Annotated in this window: 21 protein-coding genes; 4 read left to right on the top strand and 17 right to left on the bottom strand. The window is 41.2% G+C overall.

Going from position 1 to position 19,529, the window contains the following annotated elements:
• Positions 1-17: 17 nt before the first annotated feature.
• Positions 18-1,373: a sensor histidine kinase gene (locus KI743_RS14700; protein ID WP_285466990.1), complete on the top strand. Its 1,356-nt coding sequence runs from the start codon at positions 18-20 to the stop codon at positions 1,371-1,373.
• Positions 1,374-1,587: 214 nt separating this feature from the next.
• Here KI743_RS14700 and KI743_RS14705 read toward each other — a convergent pair whose 3' ends face one another.
• From KI743_RS14705 to KI743_RS14720, 4 genes are all read right to left on the bottom strand, one after another.
• A complete protein-coding gene (locus KI743_RS14705; RefSeq protein ID WP_285466992.1) occupies positions 1,588-2,208 on the bottom strand; it encodes a transmembrane anchor protein in 621 nt (206 codons plus the stop codon).
• Between the two features lie 18 nt (positions 2,209-2,226).
• Positions 2,227-2,970, bottom strand: a complete 744-nt coding sequence (locus tag KI743_RS14710) for a HupE/UreJ family protein (RefSeq protein WP_152469778.1) — start codon at positions 2,968-2,970, stop codon at positions 2,227-2,229.
• Positions 2,971-3,024: 54 nt separating this feature from the next.
• A complete protein-coding gene (locus KI743_RS14715; protein ID WP_285466993.1) occupies positions 3,025-3,426 on the bottom strand; it encodes a hypothetical protein in 402 nt (133 codons plus the stop codon).
• Between the two features lie 178 nt (positions 3,427-3,604).
• Positions 3,605-4,798, bottom strand: a complete 1,194-nt coding sequence (locus tag KI743_RS14720; RefSeq protein WP_285466994.1) for a benzoate/H(+) symporter BenE family transporter — start codon at positions 4,796-4,798, stop codon at positions 3,605-3,607.
• A gap of 101 nt (positions 4,799-4,899) precedes the next feature.
• Here KI743_RS14720 and KI743_RS14725 point away from each other — a divergent pair, with 101 nt between their 5' ends.
• Together KI743_RS14725 and KI743_RS14730 are read left to right on the top strand one after the other, a co-directional pair.
• On the top strand, positions 4,900-5,466 hold the full coding sequence (locus tag KI743_RS14725; protein WP_285466995.1) for a helix-turn-helix domain-containing protein: 567 nt from the start codon (positions 4,900-4,902) through the stop codon (positions 5,464-5,466).
• A gap of 235 nt (positions 5,467-5,701) precedes the next feature.
• The gene (locus KI743_RS14730; protein ID WP_285466996.1) at positions 5,702-6,541 is read left to right on the top strand and encodes a patatin family protein; all 840 of its coding nucleotides are present in this window, start codon (positions 5,702-5,704) and stop codon (positions 6,539-6,541) included.
• A 75-nt stretch (positions 6,542-6,616) separates the two neighbouring features.
• Here KI743_RS14730 and KI743_RS14735 read toward each other — a convergent pair whose 3' ends face one another.
• The 13 genes from KI743_RS14735 to KI743_RS14805 form a co-directional block, all read right to left on the bottom strand.
• Positions 6,617-8,233 carry an endonuclease gene (locus tag KI743_RS14735; protein ID WP_285466998.1) on the bottom strand — a complete coding sequence of 539 codons (1,617 nt, stop codon included), beginning with the start codon at positions 8,231-8,233 and terminating at the stop codon, positions 6,617-6,619.
• 282 nt (positions 8,234-8,515) lie between these two features.
• Entirely contained in the window at positions 8,516-8,782 is a 267-nt protein-coding gene (locus KI743_RS14740) for a hypothetical protein (RefSeq protein WP_285466999.1), read from the bottom strand.
• A gap of 376 nt (positions 8,783-9,158) precedes the next feature.
• Entirely contained in the window at positions 9,159-9,983 is an 825-nt protein-coding gene (locus tag KI743_RS14745) for an FRG domain-containing protein (protein ID WP_285467000.1), read from the bottom strand.
• A gap of 112 nt (positions 9,984-10,095) precedes the next feature.
• Positions 10,096-10,845, bottom strand: a complete 750-nt coding sequence (locus KI743_RS14750; protein WP_238791633.1) for a potassium channel family protein — start codon at positions 10,843-10,845, stop codon at positions 10,096-10,098.
• A 149-nt stretch (positions 10,846-10,994) separates the two neighbouring features.
• Positions 10,995-11,450 (bottom strand): GNAT family N-acetyltransferase, encoded by a 456-nt coding sequence (locus tag KI743_RS14755; RefSeq protein WP_152470383.1) that lies wholly within the window; start codon positions 11,448-11,450, stop codon positions 10,995-10,997.
• Between the two features lie 134 nt (positions 11,451-11,584).
• Positions 11,585-11,869 (bottom strand): TIR domain-containing protein, encoded by a 285-nt coding sequence (locus KI743_RS14760; protein WP_373417836.1) that lies wholly within the window; start codon positions 11,867-11,869, stop codon positions 11,585-11,587.
• A 51-nt stretch (positions 11,870-11,920) separates the two neighbouring features.
• A complete protein-coding gene (locus KI743_RS14765; protein WP_017817942.1) occupies positions 11,921-12,373 on the bottom strand; it encodes a hypothetical protein in 453 nt (150 codons plus the stop codon).
• A 166-nt stretch (positions 12,374-12,539) separates the two neighbouring features.
• Positions 12,540-13,244, bottom strand: coding sequence for an HNH endonuclease (locus KI743_RS14775; RefSeq protein WP_046874576.1), 705 nt, complete (start codon positions 13,242-13,244; stop codon positions 12,540-12,542).
• A 143-nt stretch (positions 13,245-13,387) separates the two neighbouring features.
• The gene (locus tag KI743_RS14785; protein ID WP_031823008.1) at positions 13,388-14,080 is read right to left on the bottom strand and encodes a DUF4145 domain-containing protein; all 693 of its coding nucleotides are present in this window, start codon (positions 14,078-14,080) and stop codon (positions 13,388-13,390) included.
• A gap of 147 nt (positions 14,081-14,227) precedes the next feature.
• On the bottom strand, positions 14,228-15,349 hold the full coding sequence (locus KI743_RS14790; RefSeq protein WP_285467005.1) for a hypothetical protein: 1,122 nt from the start codon (positions 15,347-15,349) through the stop codon (positions 14,228-14,230).
• Between the two features lie 111 nt (positions 15,350-15,460).
• Positions 15,461-16,291 carry a DUF4145 domain-containing protein gene (locus tag KI743_RS14795; protein ID WP_038892857.1) on the bottom strand — a complete coding sequence of 277 codons (831 nt, stop codon included), beginning with the start codon at positions 16,289-16,291 and terminating at the stop codon, positions 15,461-15,463.
• A 151-nt stretch (positions 16,292-16,442) separates the two neighbouring features.
• A complete protein-coding gene (locus KI743_RS14800; RefSeq protein ID WP_285467008.1) occupies positions 16,443-18,089 on the bottom strand; it encodes a hypothetical protein in 1,647 nt (548 codons plus the stop codon).
• A 543-nt stretch (positions 18,090-18,632) separates the two neighbouring features.
• The gene (locus KI743_RS14805) at positions 18,633-19,052 is read right to left on the bottom strand and encodes a hypothetical protein (RefSeq protein ID WP_285467009.1); all 420 of its coding nucleotides are present in this window, start codon (positions 19,050-19,052) and stop codon (positions 18,633-18,635) included.
• Between the two features lie 92 nt (positions 19,053-19,144).
• On the opposite strand from KI743_RS14805, the gene KI743_RS14810 reads away from it, so the two are divergent.
• On the top strand, positions 19,145-19,300 hold the full coding sequence (locus tag KI743_RS14810) for a hypothetical protein (protein ID WP_285467010.1): 156 nt from the start codon (positions 19,145-19,147) through the stop codon (positions 19,298-19,300).
• The last annotated feature ends 229 nt before the right edge of the window (positions 19,301-19,529 follow it).

The raw sequence follows: 19,529 nt of genomic DNA on the forward strand, positions 1-19,529 counted from the left end.
AGAGCTGAACCACCAATATGCTTACCAAGAAACTAAATGCCCTTCTCGACCACCCAAGCATCGACCTTGGGGATATCGATTTGCTGGCTAAAGAAAGCCTTAACCTGCTCAATTCTGCCTTACATCTTTCGGATGCGAGCCTGTGGCTAGCAACAGACCAAAATGACGTCAGCTGCGTTTACGCAGAACGCAAAGAAGATACAAAAATCATTGAAAATCAATCAATTAAGCCGGAAGATTACCGCATATTTTTGGATCAAATTCATAGCAAAAGTCACTTAGCCTACACCCATACCAACGCAATGAAGGGCGAGTGGCTTAAGATTCCTGACTTTGTCTATTTCCAATCGTACCTAGTGCCTGTAAAGCTGAATCAAGAAATCATTGGGTTCATACTACTCAGGCAGGCACCGCATCGCGTTAAGCTAGACCAATCCAGCATTCAATTCGCCATCAGCATTGCGTTCGCCATTGGGAGAACAATAAAGTCGGCGGAGATGAATCACCATTTTAGCTCGCACACACAACAAGGTTTAGAGCTTCAGCAGAGTGTTCAAAGCCAAAATGAGAACATCAAGCAGCTACTGAAAAACTTAGAGCAATCGCAGAAATATCAAGTAGAAATGGAGAAAATGGAAGCGCTCGGTCACCTCGTTAATGGCGTAGCTCATGAGGTCAATACACCGCTTGGAGTTGCTATTACCGCTTTATCGGTGATGGAGGATCACATTAACCAACTTGAGAATGCTTACAACAACCAATTACTTGATGAAAGCACCTTTGTTGACTTCCTAGAAGGCATACGCCCTGCTCACAAGATGACAAGCTCAAATCTAGAGCGCGCAGCTCAGTTAGTCCAACAATTCAAACAGACATCTGTCCATGAACACCATGGTGACGTGGAAAATATAAACGTTTTAAACGTAACTAATGCGTTAATTGATAGCATTGAACCTATATATGCCCCTTATAATGTAGAGTTCATACTCGAAATATCCGAAGACTTAAACATACGTTTAAATACCGGGGTTCTTGAACAAATTCTTACAAATTTAATTAATAATAGCTGCATTCACGGATTTGAATTAAGTAAAGAGGACAAAAACCTAATTTACATAAAAGCCATAGAATCTGATAAAGATATAGTCCTGTCTTATCAAGATAATGGAACAGGGATTGAAGATAGCGTTGCCAATAAAGTATTTACTCCATTTTATACAACCAATCGATTAAATGGAGGTACAGGGTTGGGCCTTTCCATTATATATAACCTGATCACCCACAAACTTGGTGGTGATATTAGAGTAGTAGAGCAAGAGTCCTCTATTGGCGCTCACTTTCAAATACGGTTACCCGACACATCCTCTACATAACTCTTATAATCAGCACACCATATTAGTTATTTCGATAACGTTTAGTACTTAACGCTAATATAGCCACTTATATTTAAAATGTTATTTCACAGAAGAGAGCTAACAGCTCTAGCAATGTTACCAAGCGTAGATTAGTGCCACAAACGAAAAAGGCCTAGTCATCAGTTCCACCTTTACCGATTGAGTAGGCCTTGACTAACAGCTTTTATCTCGCTTAAAGCATTCGCTTCATCGCCGAATATTCACCTTTGGTACGAATGATCACCATGACGGTGTCATCATTTCGGTTTCTAAAGAACCAACCGTGATGTCCAGTGAACGCTGCAACCAATTCTCCTTCATCGTTCGGTACACCTCTACCTTTCTCGTAACTGATCGCGTTGCCATTTCCATCGCCATGAGTATCAAAGTTAACCGGACCACCCTTGGCTGACCAAGCGAAGGTCGCTGTTTGTCCTTCTGTCATCACTAGCTTAACTTCTGCACCTTCACCCGGTTTTAGTACCAACATCATTTTGTCTTTCCAAGCTGTGCTTGCTTGCTGTTGAGAGTCAGTACGTGCTTTCGGTTCAGCTTTTGTAACAGGGGTCGCTACGATTACCGCTTGATCACGCGCCCTGTCCGCTTCCGCTTCTTGAGCAAGTTGAGCCTTGATCTCTCCCATCTCGGTCAATCCGAGCATCCTGCCAGCACCTGTGGGGTCAATGGCATACTCAGCAGGTAAGATAACCGTAACTAAGGTCACAACCGCCACAACAAGAGCGATAGCAGTAGAGCGAACGAGCTGCTTGGTTGTTGGTAACTCGGCTCTGTTTGGCATGTCTGAATTGTACATGGATAATTCCTTTTCTATTTATTGAGCGACAAAGTAGCCCGTTACTTGATACCCGATAAGCATAAAACCGAGACTCATCATTACTACGTTTACCGAATAGGCTTGACGATAGAAACTTGCATGTCTTCGCCAAAAGCCCATCACGATCAAAATGGTGCCAAGGGCCATGAGCTGTCCTATTTCGACACCTATGTTGAACGCTAATAGATTGGGAATTAACCCGTCTGGTGAAATGTCATAATCAATGATCTTGGACGATAAGCCAAAGCCATGACAAAAACCAAACAGTAAGGTCGCGAGCTTAGTATTCGGTTGAACACCAAACCAACGCTGAAATGCACCTAGGTTATCCATCGCTTTGTAGACCACCGAGAAGCCGATAATGGCATCGATGATGTAGCTGTTGATGCCGATATTGAAGTAGACACCCAATAGCATGGTCGATGAATGCCCTAAGGCAAACAGACTGACGTAAAGCGCGATGTGTTTCATCTTATAGAGGAAGAAAATCACACCAAACAGGAACAAAATATGGTCATATCCCGTGACCATGTGTTTCGCTCCTAAGTACATGAAAGAGACAATATGTGTCCCAGTAATTTCTTGAATATAGCCTTTATCACCCTCTGCAACGGCGTGTGCCAAGGCATCACTGCTTAGTAACGTGCAGAAAAGTAGAATGAAAAAGACCGCCCCATTTTTTATGTGAGTGCCAACGCTATCGTTGAGCCACTTCACCCCATGGGAAGAGGATTGCTTCATACAAACTCCGATATAAATTGAACTGTGTTCGCTGCGCGTCAACGCAACTCGAAATCAGGCGAATATCGAAATTATAGGAGGGCGATCTAAAATGAAGGGGCTGTAATTGGGGTCACCAGAAATTCGAGGTTCTCTAACGATGCTCAAAAGTTGAGAGCTTGTGATCATCAACTCTGGCTTCAAATGACCTTTATCATGATGGTGATTACTCGCATCATGATGTGAAACAAAACCAAGTCCTTCTGCCATCTGACTAGACTCATCGATAGCATGATGCTCCACGGCATGATGGTGAGCCACACTGTATTGCTTATCATCATGGTGATGATGTCCTACAGGGCTATAAGACAAAAGACTATGGGAACGAAACTCACCAATAATAGAAGCGGTCGATCCCAGCGCGACGATGACGAGCATCGACCAACTGATCAACTGTTTATGCAGTTTCGACAACATGCTGCGGCTTCCATTAGAGTTAGAACATTTGAGAGTGGCAACTGTTATATTATAACAAGAATAAAATATCAACGCTCCTCAAGTCTCTGCACAACAAATAACGCGATTTACACAAAAAGCGAGTCAATGAAATCAACTCGCTTTGGAAGCTTTCATGCCCTTATCCAGATTCGAGCATTTATGTTTGTGTTGATGAAGTACTGTCCGTCTGACACGAGCGAGTTTTATAGTCATGTAGCCAGCAACAAAGCAAACCAATACACAATCCCCAAAAGGCACTGCCGATCCCCATTAGGTTGATACCAGAGGCAGTAAACAAAAAGGTAAACAGTGCGGGCTCTCGATAGTTTTCATCCGCCATTGATACTGACAAACAATTTAGTAAGGTCGGCATCACAGCCAAGCCAGCTATCGCAATAACTATCGCTGTAGGGACTGCACTAAACAAGGACACCATTGACATACCGAGGACCGCAGCCAGAAGATAAAATACACCCATTGATATCCCTGCCATGTAGCGTGTTTTGGGGTTCTCGTCCGCATTTGGCCCCATACAAATCGCCCCCGTAATTGCCGCAAGATTGAATGCAAAACCTCCCAAAGGCGCTAGCAGAAGACCTGTCACCCCTGTAGTGGTAATCACCTTTGAGGAATCCACTTGATACCCATTGGCTTTTAAGACCGCAAACCCCGGTAAATTCTGCGATGCCATAGTCACAATAAACAGTGGGATTCCAACGCTGACCAATGAGAAGAATTCGAAATCTGGCACCATAACCACAGGGACCGTCAAACCAATGGAAACCTCACTCAAATCAAGCTTACCCATGACGATACACATTCCCAGAGCAACCGCAAAAATCGTTGGAATCAGTAGGTTTCCTAGCCAAGACCTTGCCAAAATAAACATGGTGAGCATCACCAAAACAATCTCAACCTCTGTCATGAGAGAGGAAAACAAACCCAAGCCAAATTGCAGCAGAATACCGGCAAGCATAGCGGAAGCTATCGATGTTGGTATGTGCTTGAGGATCTTCTCGAATAAACCGGCGAGCCCAACCAAGGTGATCAACAGTGAGCTAAAAAGAAACACTGCGACGGCTTGGTTCATGGTCAACCCTTCAAGGGAAGTGATTAGCAACGCAGCCCCAGGTGTCGACCACGCCGTTACGATCGGCTTCTTATAGTAAAACGAGAGCAAAATCGTTGTAGCCCCCATTCCAATACCTAATGCCCAAAACCACGATGCGACTTGCTCGTCCGTTGCGCCGGCACTCATCGCAGCTTGATAGATAATCGCAGCAGCACTCGCATAACCGATAAATACGGCAATAAAACCAGTTGTAACGTGCGAAAGTTTTAGCTTAGTCATGTTAATCGATCTCCATGTGCGTTATAACGTCCATAGAGTCAATCTAGCACTTGTGCGCTATAACGCACAACTTATTTGTCGAAAAAATTTGTTGAGAAAATATGCAATCAGAAATAAAGGTGGGTGACAATCTAAGGCGCCTTCGCAAAGAGAAGGGTTGGAGCCTAGATAAAACAGCGCAAGCGACAGGAGTTAGCAAGGCCATGCTCGGTCAAATTGAGCGTGGAGAGTCCAGTCCAACCGTAGCAAAACTTTGGCAAATAGCGTCGGGTTTCGAAGTTTCATTTTCCAGCTTTATTACAGCGAGCTCGAACAATGAACTCACGAGTCTATTTAGAGATGCCAACGAACTGAGACGTGAAGAGTACAATGTCGGCTTTTTTGTCAGTTTATTGTTCCCGTTCGAGCCAGCTTTAGGCTTTGAGATCTTCGAACTTACTTTGGCACCTGAGTACCAACATAAGTCTGATCCACATAACTTGGGTGTTACCGAACATATCTTATGTATTTCAGGAGAGATGGCTGTCTTTTTTGATGGAGAGTGGCATTCATTGCTAGCGGGTCAAGCTGTGCGCTTTAATGCTAATCAGATACATGGTTACAAAAACATCGGTAAAGACAACGCGGTATTTCATAACGTTATCCATTACCCTGATAGCAAGCAGTAACATCACTCTACCCTACCGTAGTTCTCCTTATGTTCCCCAATGGAAAGCGAGTTAAGCGCTCGCTTGCCTGATCCTTGTTTGAATTCTATCTCATCGAAACAGTCGTTGATTTCGGTGCTTTTGACTATTGCCTCTACACATCAGAACGCTAATTTAGTAATAATAGAGCGAATACTCCGCCAGTAAGAGCGGATTGAAGGAACATAATTATAAAACGTTAGGGAATAAACGAACCATGACACAAGAAATGAAACATGCCCTCGTCGTAGAAGGTGGGGCGATGAGAGGCATCTTTGCTGCTGGTGTATTGGACGGCTTTTTAGACCACAATTACAACCCTTTTGATTTCTGCATCGGCGTATCAGCAGGCTCGACCAATATCGCCTCTTGGCTTTCAAATCAACGCGGTCGAACCTACACAATCATATCTGATTACTCTTGCCGACCAGAGTTCATCGACTTCAAAAGGTTTGCTAAAGGTGGACACTTATTAGAGCTCGATTGGCTCTGGGATCATATCGCGCAAAACTACCCTTATGACATGCAAGCATTTAGTGAGCAGCCACTACCCTTTCACGTCGTTACTACAGATGTTGATAACGGCACGGCTGTTTATACCCGCGGAGACGAAGAGAATCTTGAAGAGTTGCTAAAAGCATCTTGCTCGGTACCTATGGCTTATCGCACTCCCCTGACCATTGATGGTCGCAGAATGATTGACGGCGGCGTCGTTGATTCGATTCCGGTTATCGAAGCCTACAACCGTGGTGCCAAAAAGATCACCGTGATCCTCTCTCAAAAACAAGGTTATGAAAAGCGACCTCCAAGATCGCCTTGGCTAGTTCGAAAACTATTGAAGAAAACACCTCAACTCGCTGAAGCAATGATCACTCGTGCCGATCAATATAATCAAACTTTGGCATTCATTAACAACCCACCACACGACTGTACCATTAAGGTGATCGCCCCCGACAACACCTTTGAAGTTGGCAGGTTAACAACCGACAAAGACAAACTAGAAGCAGGTTACCAGATGGGCCTGAAAGCGGCGGAAAAAGCCCTTCAAAGCGCCTAAAACAAAAGAGCCCAAACAAAGGGTTGGGCTCAATTCAATAATCACGGAACCATTGCCATAGTGGTTACATTCCGTTTAGTTTCCCCAGATCTGACTAACAAACTCTGGATGATCAATAAACGGGTTACGATTTCCTTGGAAATCATGTACCGCTTGGTTTCGGTCGATTTCTTTTTGGCTTACCGGATCTTCAGAATGCCAACGCTTAAGCATAGTCAGTAGCCAAGGTTCAAACACGGTAGTATTAGTTCCATCTAGAACAGCATCTGAGCTTGTAGAGTTACCTTCCCAGCTCGCGATTTCATTTTCATAGCGTGTTGCCATGTAGAAATATGCTCTTGCGAAATCACCTTTGAACTCATCAATTGGCTCAAACACAGTACCCACATAACCAAGAGAGCTCGCTGCACTACCCAGTTTAGAACCATTGCTTGATGTGTATGTTGCACTGCTCACCTCACCAAATGGCCAGTTACTGCGTTTCGAATTAACGTAACCGTCAGTGGCAAATAGGTGATGGCCATCAGAGTTCATAGGCTCAACTTTTCCACCAAACCAGCTTTTAGGGAAAGAGTGTTCGCGGTTGTAACAATCACCTTCCTTGCTGTACTGACCGCATTGATCAGTCACCTTAGTGAATTGAACTGAATCTGAACCCGAAGGCTTCTCTGAGTACATATCGAGAATCGACCCATCTGTCTCATAGTAGGCATCTAGGTCAGCTTCAGACACCAATGTCCAAATAGCGGTGTAACCCTGACTACTATGATTATCAATAATTTGATACAAGGCCGTTTTTAACGCAAAGCCCGTTTTGCCTTCAGCGTCTTTGTAATATTCGCCTAATACTGGTGGCTCAGTTGGTGGTGTCGTTGAGCTACCAACCGTAAATTCTGTACTCTGACTTGATTGGAAATCACCGCCAGATGCTACAACGGTTCCATTAACCGACAAACTGTACGAACCGTTGCCGACATTACAGCACATTCCATCGCCATAAGAGTCTTTAACTTCTAGAGTGTAGCTACCGTTTGCTAAACACATTTCCACTTCATTGGTGGTGTTACTTTGATAGTCTGAACCAGAATAAAGAGTTTGAGAAACTGAGTTTTTAAGAGACCAACTGGTTTCAGAGCCATAGTTGTCCGTCACTAGTGTAAACGTGGCACTGGTATCATTGCAGCTTTGTGTAGATGGAGTCACCGTAGGCTGAAAGTTATCTAGATACACAACTTCCGATCCGTCAAAACCTGCATCATCATAAAATCGCACGCCCACAACAATGTCTTTGGTGCTCGTAGCACTGTACGAGTGAGTCAATGCTTGCCACTGATTCGTTATACCATTGTTCGAGTAACCTAAATAGCCATCAACAAAAAGGCGAGCTTTCACATTACCTTCAGTGTGGTAAACATCGACAGAGAAATCATAAGTTTTCCCTTGTTCAACACTGATCGTTTGCAGAAAATCGGTATTACTTTGAGTACCAGTATTCACTGTCACTTGCGCCGAAAAACTGCCATTACTAACAGGGTCGGTAGAGGGGGAAACCGAAATCCCGGAATCAATTACACTCCATCCAGATGGAACGTTTCCTTCCCAGTTTTCGAAACTGCCATTTTGCATTTGAGCATGCGCACTTGCTGAACAAAGTAATGCAACGCCACTTAGTGTTATTATTCTATTTATCATATAACCTTCTGTTTAATTGGATAAAAATCAACTAAGCTTAGAAAGTAATCAAAATGTGGATGGAGATTTGAGTCACATTTATAAATGTATGTATCATCACTTTTATTAATAAGTGTGATGCAAAACAACAACACATTGAATTGATGAATAATTATGCATGCTAGATTCTTGAGAAATAGAGCACATTGCGGGGTTTGAAAGTGTGCTTGGCGAAGAAGCAAGTTATGAGGTGCTAGTTGGTTTTAAGCGGGCTAGAACTTAATTGTACCTATTAGTTGTGCATTAACCATCGTACTCAGACAAGTACAGTTTCATACCCAATTTTCCCATTATGCTCATAGCCTTAGGTGAAAGAATAGCGCCGCCACCACAAGCATTTTCTCTGATGCTAAAGCCAATATCAGCGATGTAATCATCAGAAGGTAGACTTGATGAGTTTTCAAAAAGCCAAGATTCTAATTCTTGTACTTGAGTAGGAAGATCCCAGACACCGTTTGACAAGGTGACTATCGTTCCCGATTTGCCTTCTGTCTTAATGTAAATTGGCATCTATTTTCCCCTGTATATCTAATGTTCTTGATTGCAGAGGGCATACTCCCATATCTGCGAAACTCTCAGGCAAACTATCATAAACAACTAAAAAATAAAGCATCTAATGATTGTCGTTTTCAGCGAAGGTATTGCGCATTAGCCTATCCGACGTACAAAACAAAAAGCGAGCACTAGGCTCGCTTTTTAATTGGTAATGCTTATCTCGTAGATTACAGAAGCTCAACCGACTGCTTAGCAATTACGAATTCTTCGTTGGTTGGCAAGGTATTAGTAGAGCAGAACACAATAAACGCTGGAAAGGGACGGTTAAAAACCTAAGGGCTAGCGTGCTCGATATTGATTGGAATATGTATATTGATGCCTTAAATGCTTGTTATGTCTCGTCTCCAACACGACGCTGATGCCTAGAATCGAAAACTGGCAGCTTGTGGAGACTTTTGCAAAACCCATCTAATCCAGGATAAATAGTTCCTGACGTAATGTTCATTTGATGAAGCATCCTTAGACCTTCATAACGCAATTGGCTACCAATAATTAACTTGTAGGCATCACGATCACCCATGTTGTATTCTCGTAGAGCTTCTTCGTGAGAATAAGTCACATAATTAGTCGCGACGAACAAGCCTTGTTGTGCGATCAAGCGCTGGTTAGAAAACTCTGGCTCAAAGGCAAACAAGCAAATTTCAGACGAATTTTCTTCCCCATGCATTAATTGACTATAAATATCCTTCCTACTTTCACCAAAATGCTGATCATCGATGACCTTTAATGAGTGATGATTTAAGCAATAAATAGCAGCATCTTCGCTGCCACTCTCCAATGCAAAGTACAAAGCAATATAAGGGGAAAAACTAAAATCTAGTAGCCGTGTCGGCGCTCCATGATGCTGCATTAACGATAACCAACTAAGGTCATCATGATTTTTCGGTAAATGACTCAAATAAAGGTGAGCACAGCTTTTGAAGCGCTCTAGCATGATTTCTTCATGTCTTCTTTCGTTCATCGATTTCGAAGCTTTGCCACCTAATCTACGAGTAGCTTTTGCATCATTGATCGAACGGTAAAGTGAGCTTTCTAGCGACCATGAGCTATCTGACTGACCTCGATAAATCCATTTTCTATAGTGCTTTCCTTCAACATGAGATTTAAACTCATCCCATGTATCAACATTAATTTCTTTAATTTTTGGGGAACTCATTTTTTCCTCATAGAGACATAACGCCGCATTACGGTGTGAGTAACGCAACCACGAAACCCAGCCATACCACCGTAAACATTGAACTCAACGATGGAATGAAAAATGCCAAGCGTTAGGAATCACTCTTAAATGCTTTGTTATGTTTATTTTTTCTACCGTTACTTTTAGCTTTATACGTATCATTCTTGTAATTAATATTTGATGTAAAGTTAGTTAGAACTAGACCAATCAGCACCAAAGTATACATAGATTGAACGATAACCAAGATCTTAGATTTAGGGTCATTTGGCAACATGTCACCATAGCCAATAGTTGTTGCGGTAATAAAGCTAAAGTAAATTGCATCAATGCTCCCCGCTAGGTCTTTAATTGAAGCAAAACCCTCGTAAAGTACGGCAAAACCCAAGCAAATTTCTACATAGTTGATCATAACCATTAGGTAAGATCTTTTATTGGATATCGGACTAACGTAAATATCAGATAAGAAAATCAGCCCTAAAAGGTACAAGAGCGTTTCAATGAGTAAGTAAGCGGTTAGAGCAAGAATAAGTGGATTCGACTGTAGCTCTAGTGAGAATACAATGAGAGGTAAACACAGCTTAACAACAACATAAAACTCAGTAGCTAATTTTCTGCACAATAGTCCACCATAACCCGAGACATGTCTGACATATAAACCTGGGAACACAAATGCAGACAAGACTAGTAACAACCTCAGTAGTCTTTCAATTCCAAAGGTTTTCTCTTCCTTCTCATTCCAAATTTTTGCGACTTTCCAGCCTTGAGATTTAATCGCAGGATGTACAAATCTTTTTTCAGAAACCAGATCACTACAAATGAGCTTTAATAGGAATTTTTTCACCAAAATTAAGTACCTAAGTTAATTAATAAACATAACGCCGCGTTAAGTAGTGAGCAACGCCACCACCTAACTTCAACCATTGCACCGTAAACACAAAACTCAACTTGAACTGAAAATGCCAAGCGTTGGGAATATGTCTTAAACGCTTGTTATGTGTTAACTTGAAGCTCCATAATGAACTTGTTCTGCTCTAAACAAACAACATTAAAACCATGAGACTCATATAGCTTAACGTTATGCTCCTCACAGCGTAGATACAAAGCTGGCACCTGCAACTCAAGAGCTTTAGATTTTGCAAACTCAATCAACATTGTTGAGATACCTTTCCCTCTATGCTCAACAGGAACATAGACTCCATCAAGCCAATAATGAAATCCCTGGTACTCTGGTAATTCTCGATATTTGATTTCACCAGCGCCCGCTAATTCACTTCCAAAATGCACAACAAAAGCCATTGGTATTTCACTTCTATTGGCACCTAATGCCACTTTTTGAGTCACACTTTCTAATGTTGCTGCTGGGTCATTATGGGCCCACTCTTGTAGATACCAATTGGCAATGTTCGATGCTTCATTAGGACAATCCGCTAATAATGAAATTTTCATATTTCCTCGATTACACATAACGCCTTGTTAAGGGGTGAGCATCGCAATACCTGAGCTTCTGCATACAGCCTTAATCACTTAAACCAACGCAAAGTAAAAATGCCACGCGTTGCGAATAACTCTTAAACAGTTTGTTAGCCCTCAAACACGCTTTGGATATGACGTATCGCAAAATCGGGATCATTAAACTGAATAGATTTAATTGGAATCCCTAGAGATTGAGCTGTATCAAGCTCCCATTGAACCCAGGGAGACTTTATAGTAGACGAAGTTTCGAGCAATAACAGCACATGAGAACCTCGTAGCTCTCTTTCAACACGTGCTTGTTTGTCTGCAGAATCATTGTGAATAAGGTCTATATACGGAGAACCGAATGCAGCAACACTTTCAAAGACCCTTTGCAAAAGAGCTTCAGTCACTATCGAATCCCTAACGGTATAGCTAACAAAGATCTTCATTGTCGCAGCACATCATAGTTTTGAAAAGTTATCATATATTACAGCAATAACGCACACGACTGTAATATAGTGATACAGGCTCATTGATGGATTCCAGAATGAACGTCCCCACGAGTGTTCTTGAAGCTTAACTACCGTGATGACGTCAATTGAGTTTCTTCGCTTAATATCGTCAGTGATTTTGCCCATTTTTTCACGATTTGATTTTTGGTAATAATATGCAATCGAGTCGCCGAACCAGAAACCCGTGCTAATTACGACACAAACACCTGAAATTAATGACAAACTTGCAGGCTCTCCGAGCTTAAGCAAGGCAGCAACAACTACACCGATAACACTGACACACAGCTTTTTATACTCGGAGCATTGATTACTAATCTGTAATGTAGCTTCGTGAAGCTGTTCAAGATTGACCCAGTCAATTTCATCTTCGCAGGTTCTTTTATATTCTTCTTTTTTACTCATAGGTTTACTAACTCTATCCGAACCTCGATTTTGTGGGCTAACGCCCTGTTAAGGTGTGAGTAGCGCAATACTAAAGCTCCCGCATACCACCTTAAACACTAAACGCAACGCATAGTAAAAATGCCACGCGTTGCGTATCACTCTTAAACAGTTTGTTATATGCGTCTTAAACCTTGTCACCTAACAGGGAAATTAAAGCATCGACAGATATCGGCGGATGTGTTCTGTGTATGATTCCATGACAATTAGGACATAAAGGCTTTAAGTCATTGATAGGATCAACATCATACTCTTGCTTTATGTCAGCAAGAGCAACTTCGTGGTGCACGTGTATAAAACCTTTACCGATATCACCATAAACACTTTGAAAATCAAAGTTGCAAACATAACATTTGCACCCATAATGAGATATGCACTTAGCTCTAGCATCAGCGTTACGTTCATATGCATTTACAGAGATTCTCTTCGTTGCACCCTCAGTGTAAGTCTCGGGGTTAACAACCTCTTCTATAGCTGTGACAACCTCGTGTTCAGAGGGGCTTAACGCATACCAAAGACCACCTACTCCCGCTAAATGCTTATCCTCAAGAATCCAGTCGAAACTTTTAATTTTGGCCGTACCAGTATCTGTTTCATCGTACTGCATTGGGAACGTTTTTAAACTGTACCCATGCTCCTGAATGAGAGATACGTGCTCGAGTGATTGCTTTCTCCCCGCACCTTTCCAACTTTCATCAAAGATTAAGCCATCTTTGTGTACATCCCAATGACCAAAAACCACGAATTTTTCATCGTGATTAACGAATGACCAACTCCAGTTCCAGTTTCTGCAGGTTGCACCCACAGACTCCATAAATTTCTTTCTACTCATTTGAACTACCTAATCAAATAAAGCACATAACGCCGCATTAAGGTGTGAGCAACGCAATACCGATGCCGCCGCATACCACCTAAACACTAAAACCAACGCATAGTAAAAATGCCACGCGTCGCGAATCACTCTTAAACAGTTTGTTAGCCTTCTTTACCAAAGACTTGGCTCATTCTTTGAGGAATGATATACGTGCCCTCGAGCATATGATCTATGATTTGCATCGCCATATATAGTTGTTCTTCACTTTGAGGCTTTACTTCGTGCGCAGCCTCATTTCCTAAGCTACGTAAGCGATGCAATGTATCCGAGCCCTCTTTGGTGATTACTGACATTTGATACAAAGAGTCAATTTTAGCAAACAGATTTTTGCCCTGAGCATTTTGTTCTTTACAGACTGTTTCAATCAAAGCTCGAACACCAATACCAGCTAAGACAAATAAACCACTGCTAATGGCACTTGTAGTTTCTCGATAGATTACTTGCACGTTTAGAGGTAATAGATAGGTATTAATTTCTCGAAGCTGATGTGTTCGGTTTGGGAAGTAATTTTCCGTTATATTGCGTACTAACGTGTCATGCTCAAAGCTATAATCAACATCCTCAGAATGAGTTGATTCAATACGAAAAGATACTGTATCGCAACCACAACATTGAATGATCTGATGCCGTTCATCCCAATCCATTCCACACCCATTACCTGCGTCGTCAAAGCCGCTTTCATGGAAAGACGAAACAATAGAGTGAGACGTCTCTCTAGCACATTCATTACACACAAACTTTTGTTTATCACTAGGACAATCTTCAAGTTTGAAGGTTTTCGTTATTTTACCCAATTCAATATTACCTCTTGAAGGCTAACGCCGCATTAAGGTGTGAGCAACGCTACCACTAAACCTAACCATACCACCGTAAACATGTAACCCAACGATGGAATGAAAAATGCCATGCGTTGGGAATCACTCTTAAATGCTTTGTTAACTTTATGGTTCTAGGCGCTGTAAATAACTTTTTGCACCATTAAAATGAAATTGAATGTTCCTATTGCCAAAAAACTTATGCCAATGTTTTTCAACTTCACTTCTGGCCTCTTGTTGTTGCTGCAAATCAGTATTTCTACAATAATCTACAACTTCAATTTCTGCGTCTTTTCTTGTCATCCTAGACAGAAGCTGACGCATCTCAAAGTCTGCGCTTGGTAGCGAGTAGCCAATAAATACTATTTTACTTGCCTCTGAAAGCTCAATACCTGCATTTTGCCAAATGATTCTGTATTGTGGATTCGATAAATCCTTAATGAACGTAGGCATTATTAAGTTGGGAGCCAATACATGCTTGCCCGCTTCTTCACTGAAGTTTCTATCACAATGGCGGCAAGATGAGCTAGTTGTAAAGCTATGTACAGCCTCTTTTTTTGAGAATCGTGCATAAAGGCGAGCACACCTAGGACATTGTAACCAATTCAGAGATCCGTGAACTTTCAACAACTTGACGTTAAATCCACCTTGACCAAGTTTCTCTAAACCAGGTTTAACACTGCCGTCACTTTCATCCTTTGAACTGATATAACAACAGTAGTCAACCACTGCATCGTAATCGTCATTATCCGAAATGGCTTTGTAAATTGAGTTATCAAGTAGAATATCCCAATTAGTGCTAATGACACTAACTGGATCCTCTCTACGATAATTACTATCAGCTCGAACTGATGATTTTTGCGTCAGGTACTTCGCAAAATCATCAATGTACTGTTTGGATAACTCGGTCTCATCTAATAGTACTTGGATAGTTTTACCTACTACATAAAAAACCGCTTGTCGGATTTCCATTATTTGATCAAGCCCTACTCCTCGATACTGTGAGCTATCCGATAGACATCTATCTAATGGGGTGAAGATATCCTCAAGTTCAACTTCTGGGAATAGTTCTTCAGGCATATTGAGTTGCTCAGAAAGGAAGTCTTTAAAAATAGTAAATTCCTTTTCTTTGAATACTCCTGTATTAGTGTTTTCAATTCTAAAAGCTTCTTTAATAATGGAAGCTTGTGTTGGTGCACCAGCTTCAACCGAAAAGCCTGCTCCTAAAATATATATCGTTTTATTCATATTACCCCATGACTGAATAAAGTTAACGCCGCGTTAAGGTGTGAGCGGCGCTTGGCTATACTTGAGCGAAGCGAAACTGCCAAGCGTTGCGAATCACTCTTAAATGCTTTGTTAGCCGTTTTCTTCCTCGGGCTTCAATTCCACTAAAAACTCCGCGTACTCATTATACCCTTCCAGTAAGCCGTCTAATTGCTCTTGAGTTAGTATACGTACTGTCTTTTCTGGCTTCTTTACCCCTGGTGTTATCGTAGTTAAGCGATACTTTTTGTTGTAATACAGAGATTCATAATCAAATTTTTCGATGTACTCTTTGCTGATAACTTCACCGTGAGCAACTTTAAATTCCAAATCCCAAAACAAGTCGTCTAGGATAACTACACCAGAGTTTATAACTATATCAGCGTTGCTTTTGGTGATTGTTTCACCGTGGATAGCTCTATTGCAAACTGCAACAATGTCGCGAATTGATTTGGACAGCTTCGCATCGATTCGATTGTCTGCTACCAGTTCGTTTAACTGTGCACCGAGTGTTTCTGCACCTTTCTGTTTTATGGCAAGCCTATGATAACGCTTAACAACTTTTTCAATTTCGATTCTTAATTTGGCAAGAGCTAATATGTGGTCAGTTTCTGCTAAAGGTTTAATCGGGTCTATCGATTCGTAAAACTCATCGGAACGCTGATACCCAGACTCACGATCTGATTTATCTGTAGACGAAGAAGTTTCATCTCTTATTGCTACTACTTCATCACGGCTGATTTCTGCTTCGAACTCACCATATTTAACCTTACTAAGTGACGCTATATATGGACTTACAAGCAGAATAACTAGCAATAATATTGATGTCGAGTCGACCTGAATTTCAAATAAATTGAAGCTGTGTGATACAAGCATCAGCAACGATAGGATAAATGCGACAATCCAACTGTACTTCTTAATCATTAACTTCCAGATTCCTCATAAAACGGCTAACGCCGCATTAAGGTGTGAGCAACGCTACCACGAAACTTAACCTGACCACCATAAACACAAAACCCAACGATGGAATGAAAAATGCCAAGCGTTGGGAATCACTCTTAAATGCTTTGTTATATTATTGTTTACACTGAACTAATAAACCAACTGGAGAGTTAGACAACTCTTTATCTTCTTCCATCAACTCTCTGTATTTCTGAGGTATTTCTCTAAGTTTAGGAGTATCTAGAAGTTGACCAGCAGTCCAACTTACTGCGCCAAATAATGGCGAACCAGTTGCCACTGCTGCTAATTCTATTGCACCAGTACAAACCATAGAACCAATATCAAAGCCGCCAAACTTCCACTTTTTAGTTCGTAATTCTTTCACCTTAGTATTGTGTTCTTCAAAAGCGTTTTGGAAGTTTTTGTATACTTGATAGCTTGTTTCACCAAATTTATTTGGAGAAGATTCTATCAAGTTACTGATGTTTTTAGACATTATGCTTCGTATTTCTTCTAAAGCTCCTTGTTTCCGAATTTCAATAAGCGATTTAGGGGGAATGTTACCCAACCAGCTAAGCTCGGTTCCGTCCAAAGATGTGAGAGCATGTGTTACATGCAACTGTTCTTGCGAGGATTGTTCTAGTTGTTCTCCATCTAGCTGTAGCTTCCAGTTGAAATATCGCCAAGATGTAGGGGCATCAATCAAAGGAACCCCACGAACACGCCTACTTTTCAATAGAGCGTCATTTGCTTGCCCCATACGTCCTAAGAAGTTCGTCAGAATCATTTGCCCTGGGGTCAAACTATTCATAATACTGAGTGGATTGTTGCAAAGCTCATCAAGCTGCTCCTTGATATTATTCCCAATATCAAGGTCAGCTAAGATTTTTGACTCATCCCGAACCTCATTAAAAACTTTGTTTTTACTGTCTAATGCTGCAAAAAATTCTTTTGCGTCATCTAAGGACTCAAACTCACGACCAAATGTATTACCCGCTAACTTTAAACCATCTCTTTCTGATAATTTTTCGACAAAGCTACGCTCGTGCTCTTCTAGGTATTGTGGTTCTGGCAAAACAACAACTATAGGTGTTGTTAGCTCAGCTAGAGCGAGATCTTTATATGCTAGAACACTTAAAGCATGCTTTAGAAAGTAATACACTTTTTGCTCGTCATCCCACATTTGGTATAAGTCCAATGTACGAATAAAAGGGTCAGGAAGTACAATAGTGTCACTGTAGATGCCGCACTTTGAAGCCACGTTATGGGAATAGGATGGAAATAGATCTCCAGCATGCGATAGCTTCAAGCAATCCATATCCTCAAGGTGTGTCCATGCGACATCACCACACGAATCCCAAAGCTCTCTGATGTGCTCAAGAAAGGGAGGGATAGACTGAACTAACTCATTCCTCGTGACCGTTTTTTGTGAAAAAAAACGTGCTATATCATTGGGGTTCTTACCTGCTTCTTTCATCATTTCATAGAAAGGGGCAAAGTTAGCGTTGATAAACCCAAAATAGGCTCTTTGGATTTCAGCTAATGGAATAGCTTTCTTATTTTCTTCTCGGTCATGGAACATAGTAATTCCATTTGCCATTGACCTTATAGAACTATCAACGGAGTCTGGGTCGATATTACCATTGGCATCATAGCGCATAGCAGCAAAGCTGCTTTCTAGTTGAGCATAGACATGCGGACTGATTTTAAGCATCCCTGACTCAAGTTTATCTTGCAGGATTTTCAGTCTTCTTCTTAATTCTTCGTTTTCTTGACTCATAACTATCCTAAATAATATAACATTCTTAATAACAGGCAGTCTCGTTTTTCTGTCTGCCTGTTTATCGAAAAATTTATCATAAACCACTAAAAATTAAAGCAAATACATCGAGCTATGTATTCTGTCATCATATAGAAACGCGCCAGCGTGTTATCACTTTTTAACAGTGCCTGTTATCTAAGGCATGATTCTCACAAACATATTAACAAACAATAACTTATCAAAAATCCCATTGACAAAACGAGACTAAGCACTCAACAAGACAAGCCATTATTCATACTCAAACCAGATTAAAACTAAATAAACTGTATAGATATACAGAAAAGAAAGTAAAGATGATGAGTAAATTATCCAAAACTTGATATTAGGATTTGTAGGGCAAACGCACGTCCTCTGAATTGTGCAGAGTATTTAATCTAAGTGATTTTGGGGCACTTTTGAGCTGAAAAATGCCACGGGTAAAAATTCAGTTCATAGAGAATTTTGGCAATTCTCAGTTACAACGAAGTGTGAACTTTCATGTAACATATTGCTCTAGATACTCTATGTAGAGCCTTCGTAAAAGGTTGCATCAATCATCGCAGCACGACCTTCCCAAGCTTGTCGCTCTATAGGGTCGATAGGTCTTGGAGCTGACCACCAAACAGAGTCTAGAATGCGAACAATAATATTGACCCAGTATGTGTCAAAATTTACATTTGCAGGAATTCCAAAGTCCCTACATAGTTCAGCGCGATTTTGACTATCCAAACAAACAAAGTAATCAGGACGTTTCATTGCTAACAATCTGCTAGCTATTGCAATCCCAGCCCCACCATCAGGGAAAGCCAATTTGAACTGAGTTACAAAACTCTTGTAGTCGGCTTCGCCAACAGGCCCATTTAAAGGGATCTGCTCGAGAGCTGCGGAAATAAACTCATTGTTGGTATTGATTCTGTTTTTGAATTTACCAGCACCAACCATGCTACCAAACCACTTCCAGTTTACTTGGGGATCTGTTGTAACACCTGCAACCTGCTTTCTTTAAAGCTTGGTCTGGTGCGCTTGTCCCTATATTGAGCACAACTCCACATGGAGGTTCGGTATTAGAAGCGGGTATTCAATTTGCTGAAGGTGCTGACGGCAACTGGGAAAGTGATCTGATGCTAAAGCTTTCAGAATTTCTTGTCTTAAGCGGCTTAACAACGTCGATGAACTCAGCTATGGAATAAGCATTTACGCTAAACATCGCATCTAAAGGTATTTTACTGAAGTGTCGCTCGCAGCAAGAGTATTCACACTCAATGGAGCGTGTAGTTCAAGTCATATTTTCGAACTACTCCAACTAAGTATATCCAGATAGCGTCGAGTCTAGTTGGTCAAATTAAGATATAGTAAATAGTTGACAATAACTAATATGTATAAGCTCGAAGCTTAGTTACCACGTCCAAATACCCAAAT

Source organism: Vibrio sp. D420a (assembly GCF_030248625.1).
Lineage (GTDB): Bacteria > Pseudomonadota > Gammaproteobacteria > Enterobacterales > Vibrionaceae > Vibrio > Vibrio fortis_A.

Bases quoted from the DNA above. Each gene is read 5' to 3' on its own strand.
- KI743_RS14720 (WP_285466994.1), bottom strand. From the start codon at position 4,798: ATGACTAAGCTAAAACTTTCGCACGTTACAACTGGTTTTATTGCCGTA.
- KI743_RS14805 (WP_285467009.1), bottom strand. From the start codon at position 19,052: ATGGTTGGTGCTGGTAAATTCAAAAACAGAATCAATACCAACAATGAG.
- KI743_RS14755 (WP_152470383.1), bottom strand. From the start codon at position 11,450: ATGAAAATTTCATTATTAGCGGATTGTCCTAATGAAGCATCGAACATT.
- KI743_RS14715 (WP_285466993.1), bottom strand. From the start codon at position 3,426: ATGTTGTCGAAACTGCATAAACAGTTGATCAGTTGGTCGATGCTCGTC.
- KI743_RS14795 (WP_038892857.1), bottom strand. From the start codon at position 16,291: ATGATTAAGAAGTACAGTTGGATTGTCGCATTTATCCTATCGTTGCTG.
- KI743_RS14710 (WP_152469778.1), bottom strand. From the start codon at position 2,970: ATGAAGCAATCCTCTTCCCATGGGGTGAAGTGGCTCAACGATAGCGTT.
- KI743_RS14740 (WP_285466999.1), bottom strand. From the start codon at position 8,782: ATGCCAATTTACATTAAGACAGAAGGCAAATCGGGAACGATAGTCACC.
- KI743_RS14735 (WP_285466998.1), bottom strand. From the start codon at position 8,233: ATGATAAATAGAATAATAACACTAAGTGGCGTTGCATTACTTTGTTCA.
- KI743_RS14745 (WP_285467000.1), bottom strand. From the start codon at position 9,983: ATGAGTTCCCCAAAAATTAAAGAAATTAATGTTGATACATGGGATGAG.
- KI743_RS14790 (WP_285467005.1), bottom strand. From the start codon at position 15,349: ATGAATAAAACGATATATATTTTAGGAGCAGGCTTTTCGGTTGAAGCT.
- KI743_RS14725 (WP_285466995.1), top strand. From the start codon at position 4,900: ATGCAATCAGAAATAAAGGTGGGTGACAATCTAAGGCGCCTTCGCAAA.
- KI743_RS14765 (WP_017817942.1), bottom strand. From the start codon at position 12,373: ATGAGTAAAAAAGAAGAATATAAAAGAACCTGCGAAGATGAAATTGAC.
- KI743_RS14775 (WP_046874576.1), bottom strand. From the start codon at position 13,244: ATGAGTAGAAAGAAATTTATGGAGTCTGTGGGTGCAACCTGCAGAAAC.
- KI743_RS14800 (WP_285467008.1), bottom strand. From the start codon at position 18,089: ATGAGTCAAGAAAACGAAGAATTAAGAAGAAGACTGAAAATCCTGCAA.
- KI743_RS14730 (WP_285466996.1), top strand. From the start codon at position 5,702: ATGACACAAGAAATGAAACATGCCCTCGTCGTAGAAGGTGGGGCGATG.
- KI743_RS14700 (WP_285466990.1), top strand. From the start codon at position 18: ATGCTTACCAAGAAACTAAATGCCCTTCTCGACCACCCAAGCATCGAC.
- KI743_RS14705 (WP_285466992.1), bottom strand. From the start codon at position 2,208: ATGTACAATTCAGACATGCCAAACAGAGCCGAGTTACCAACAACCAAG.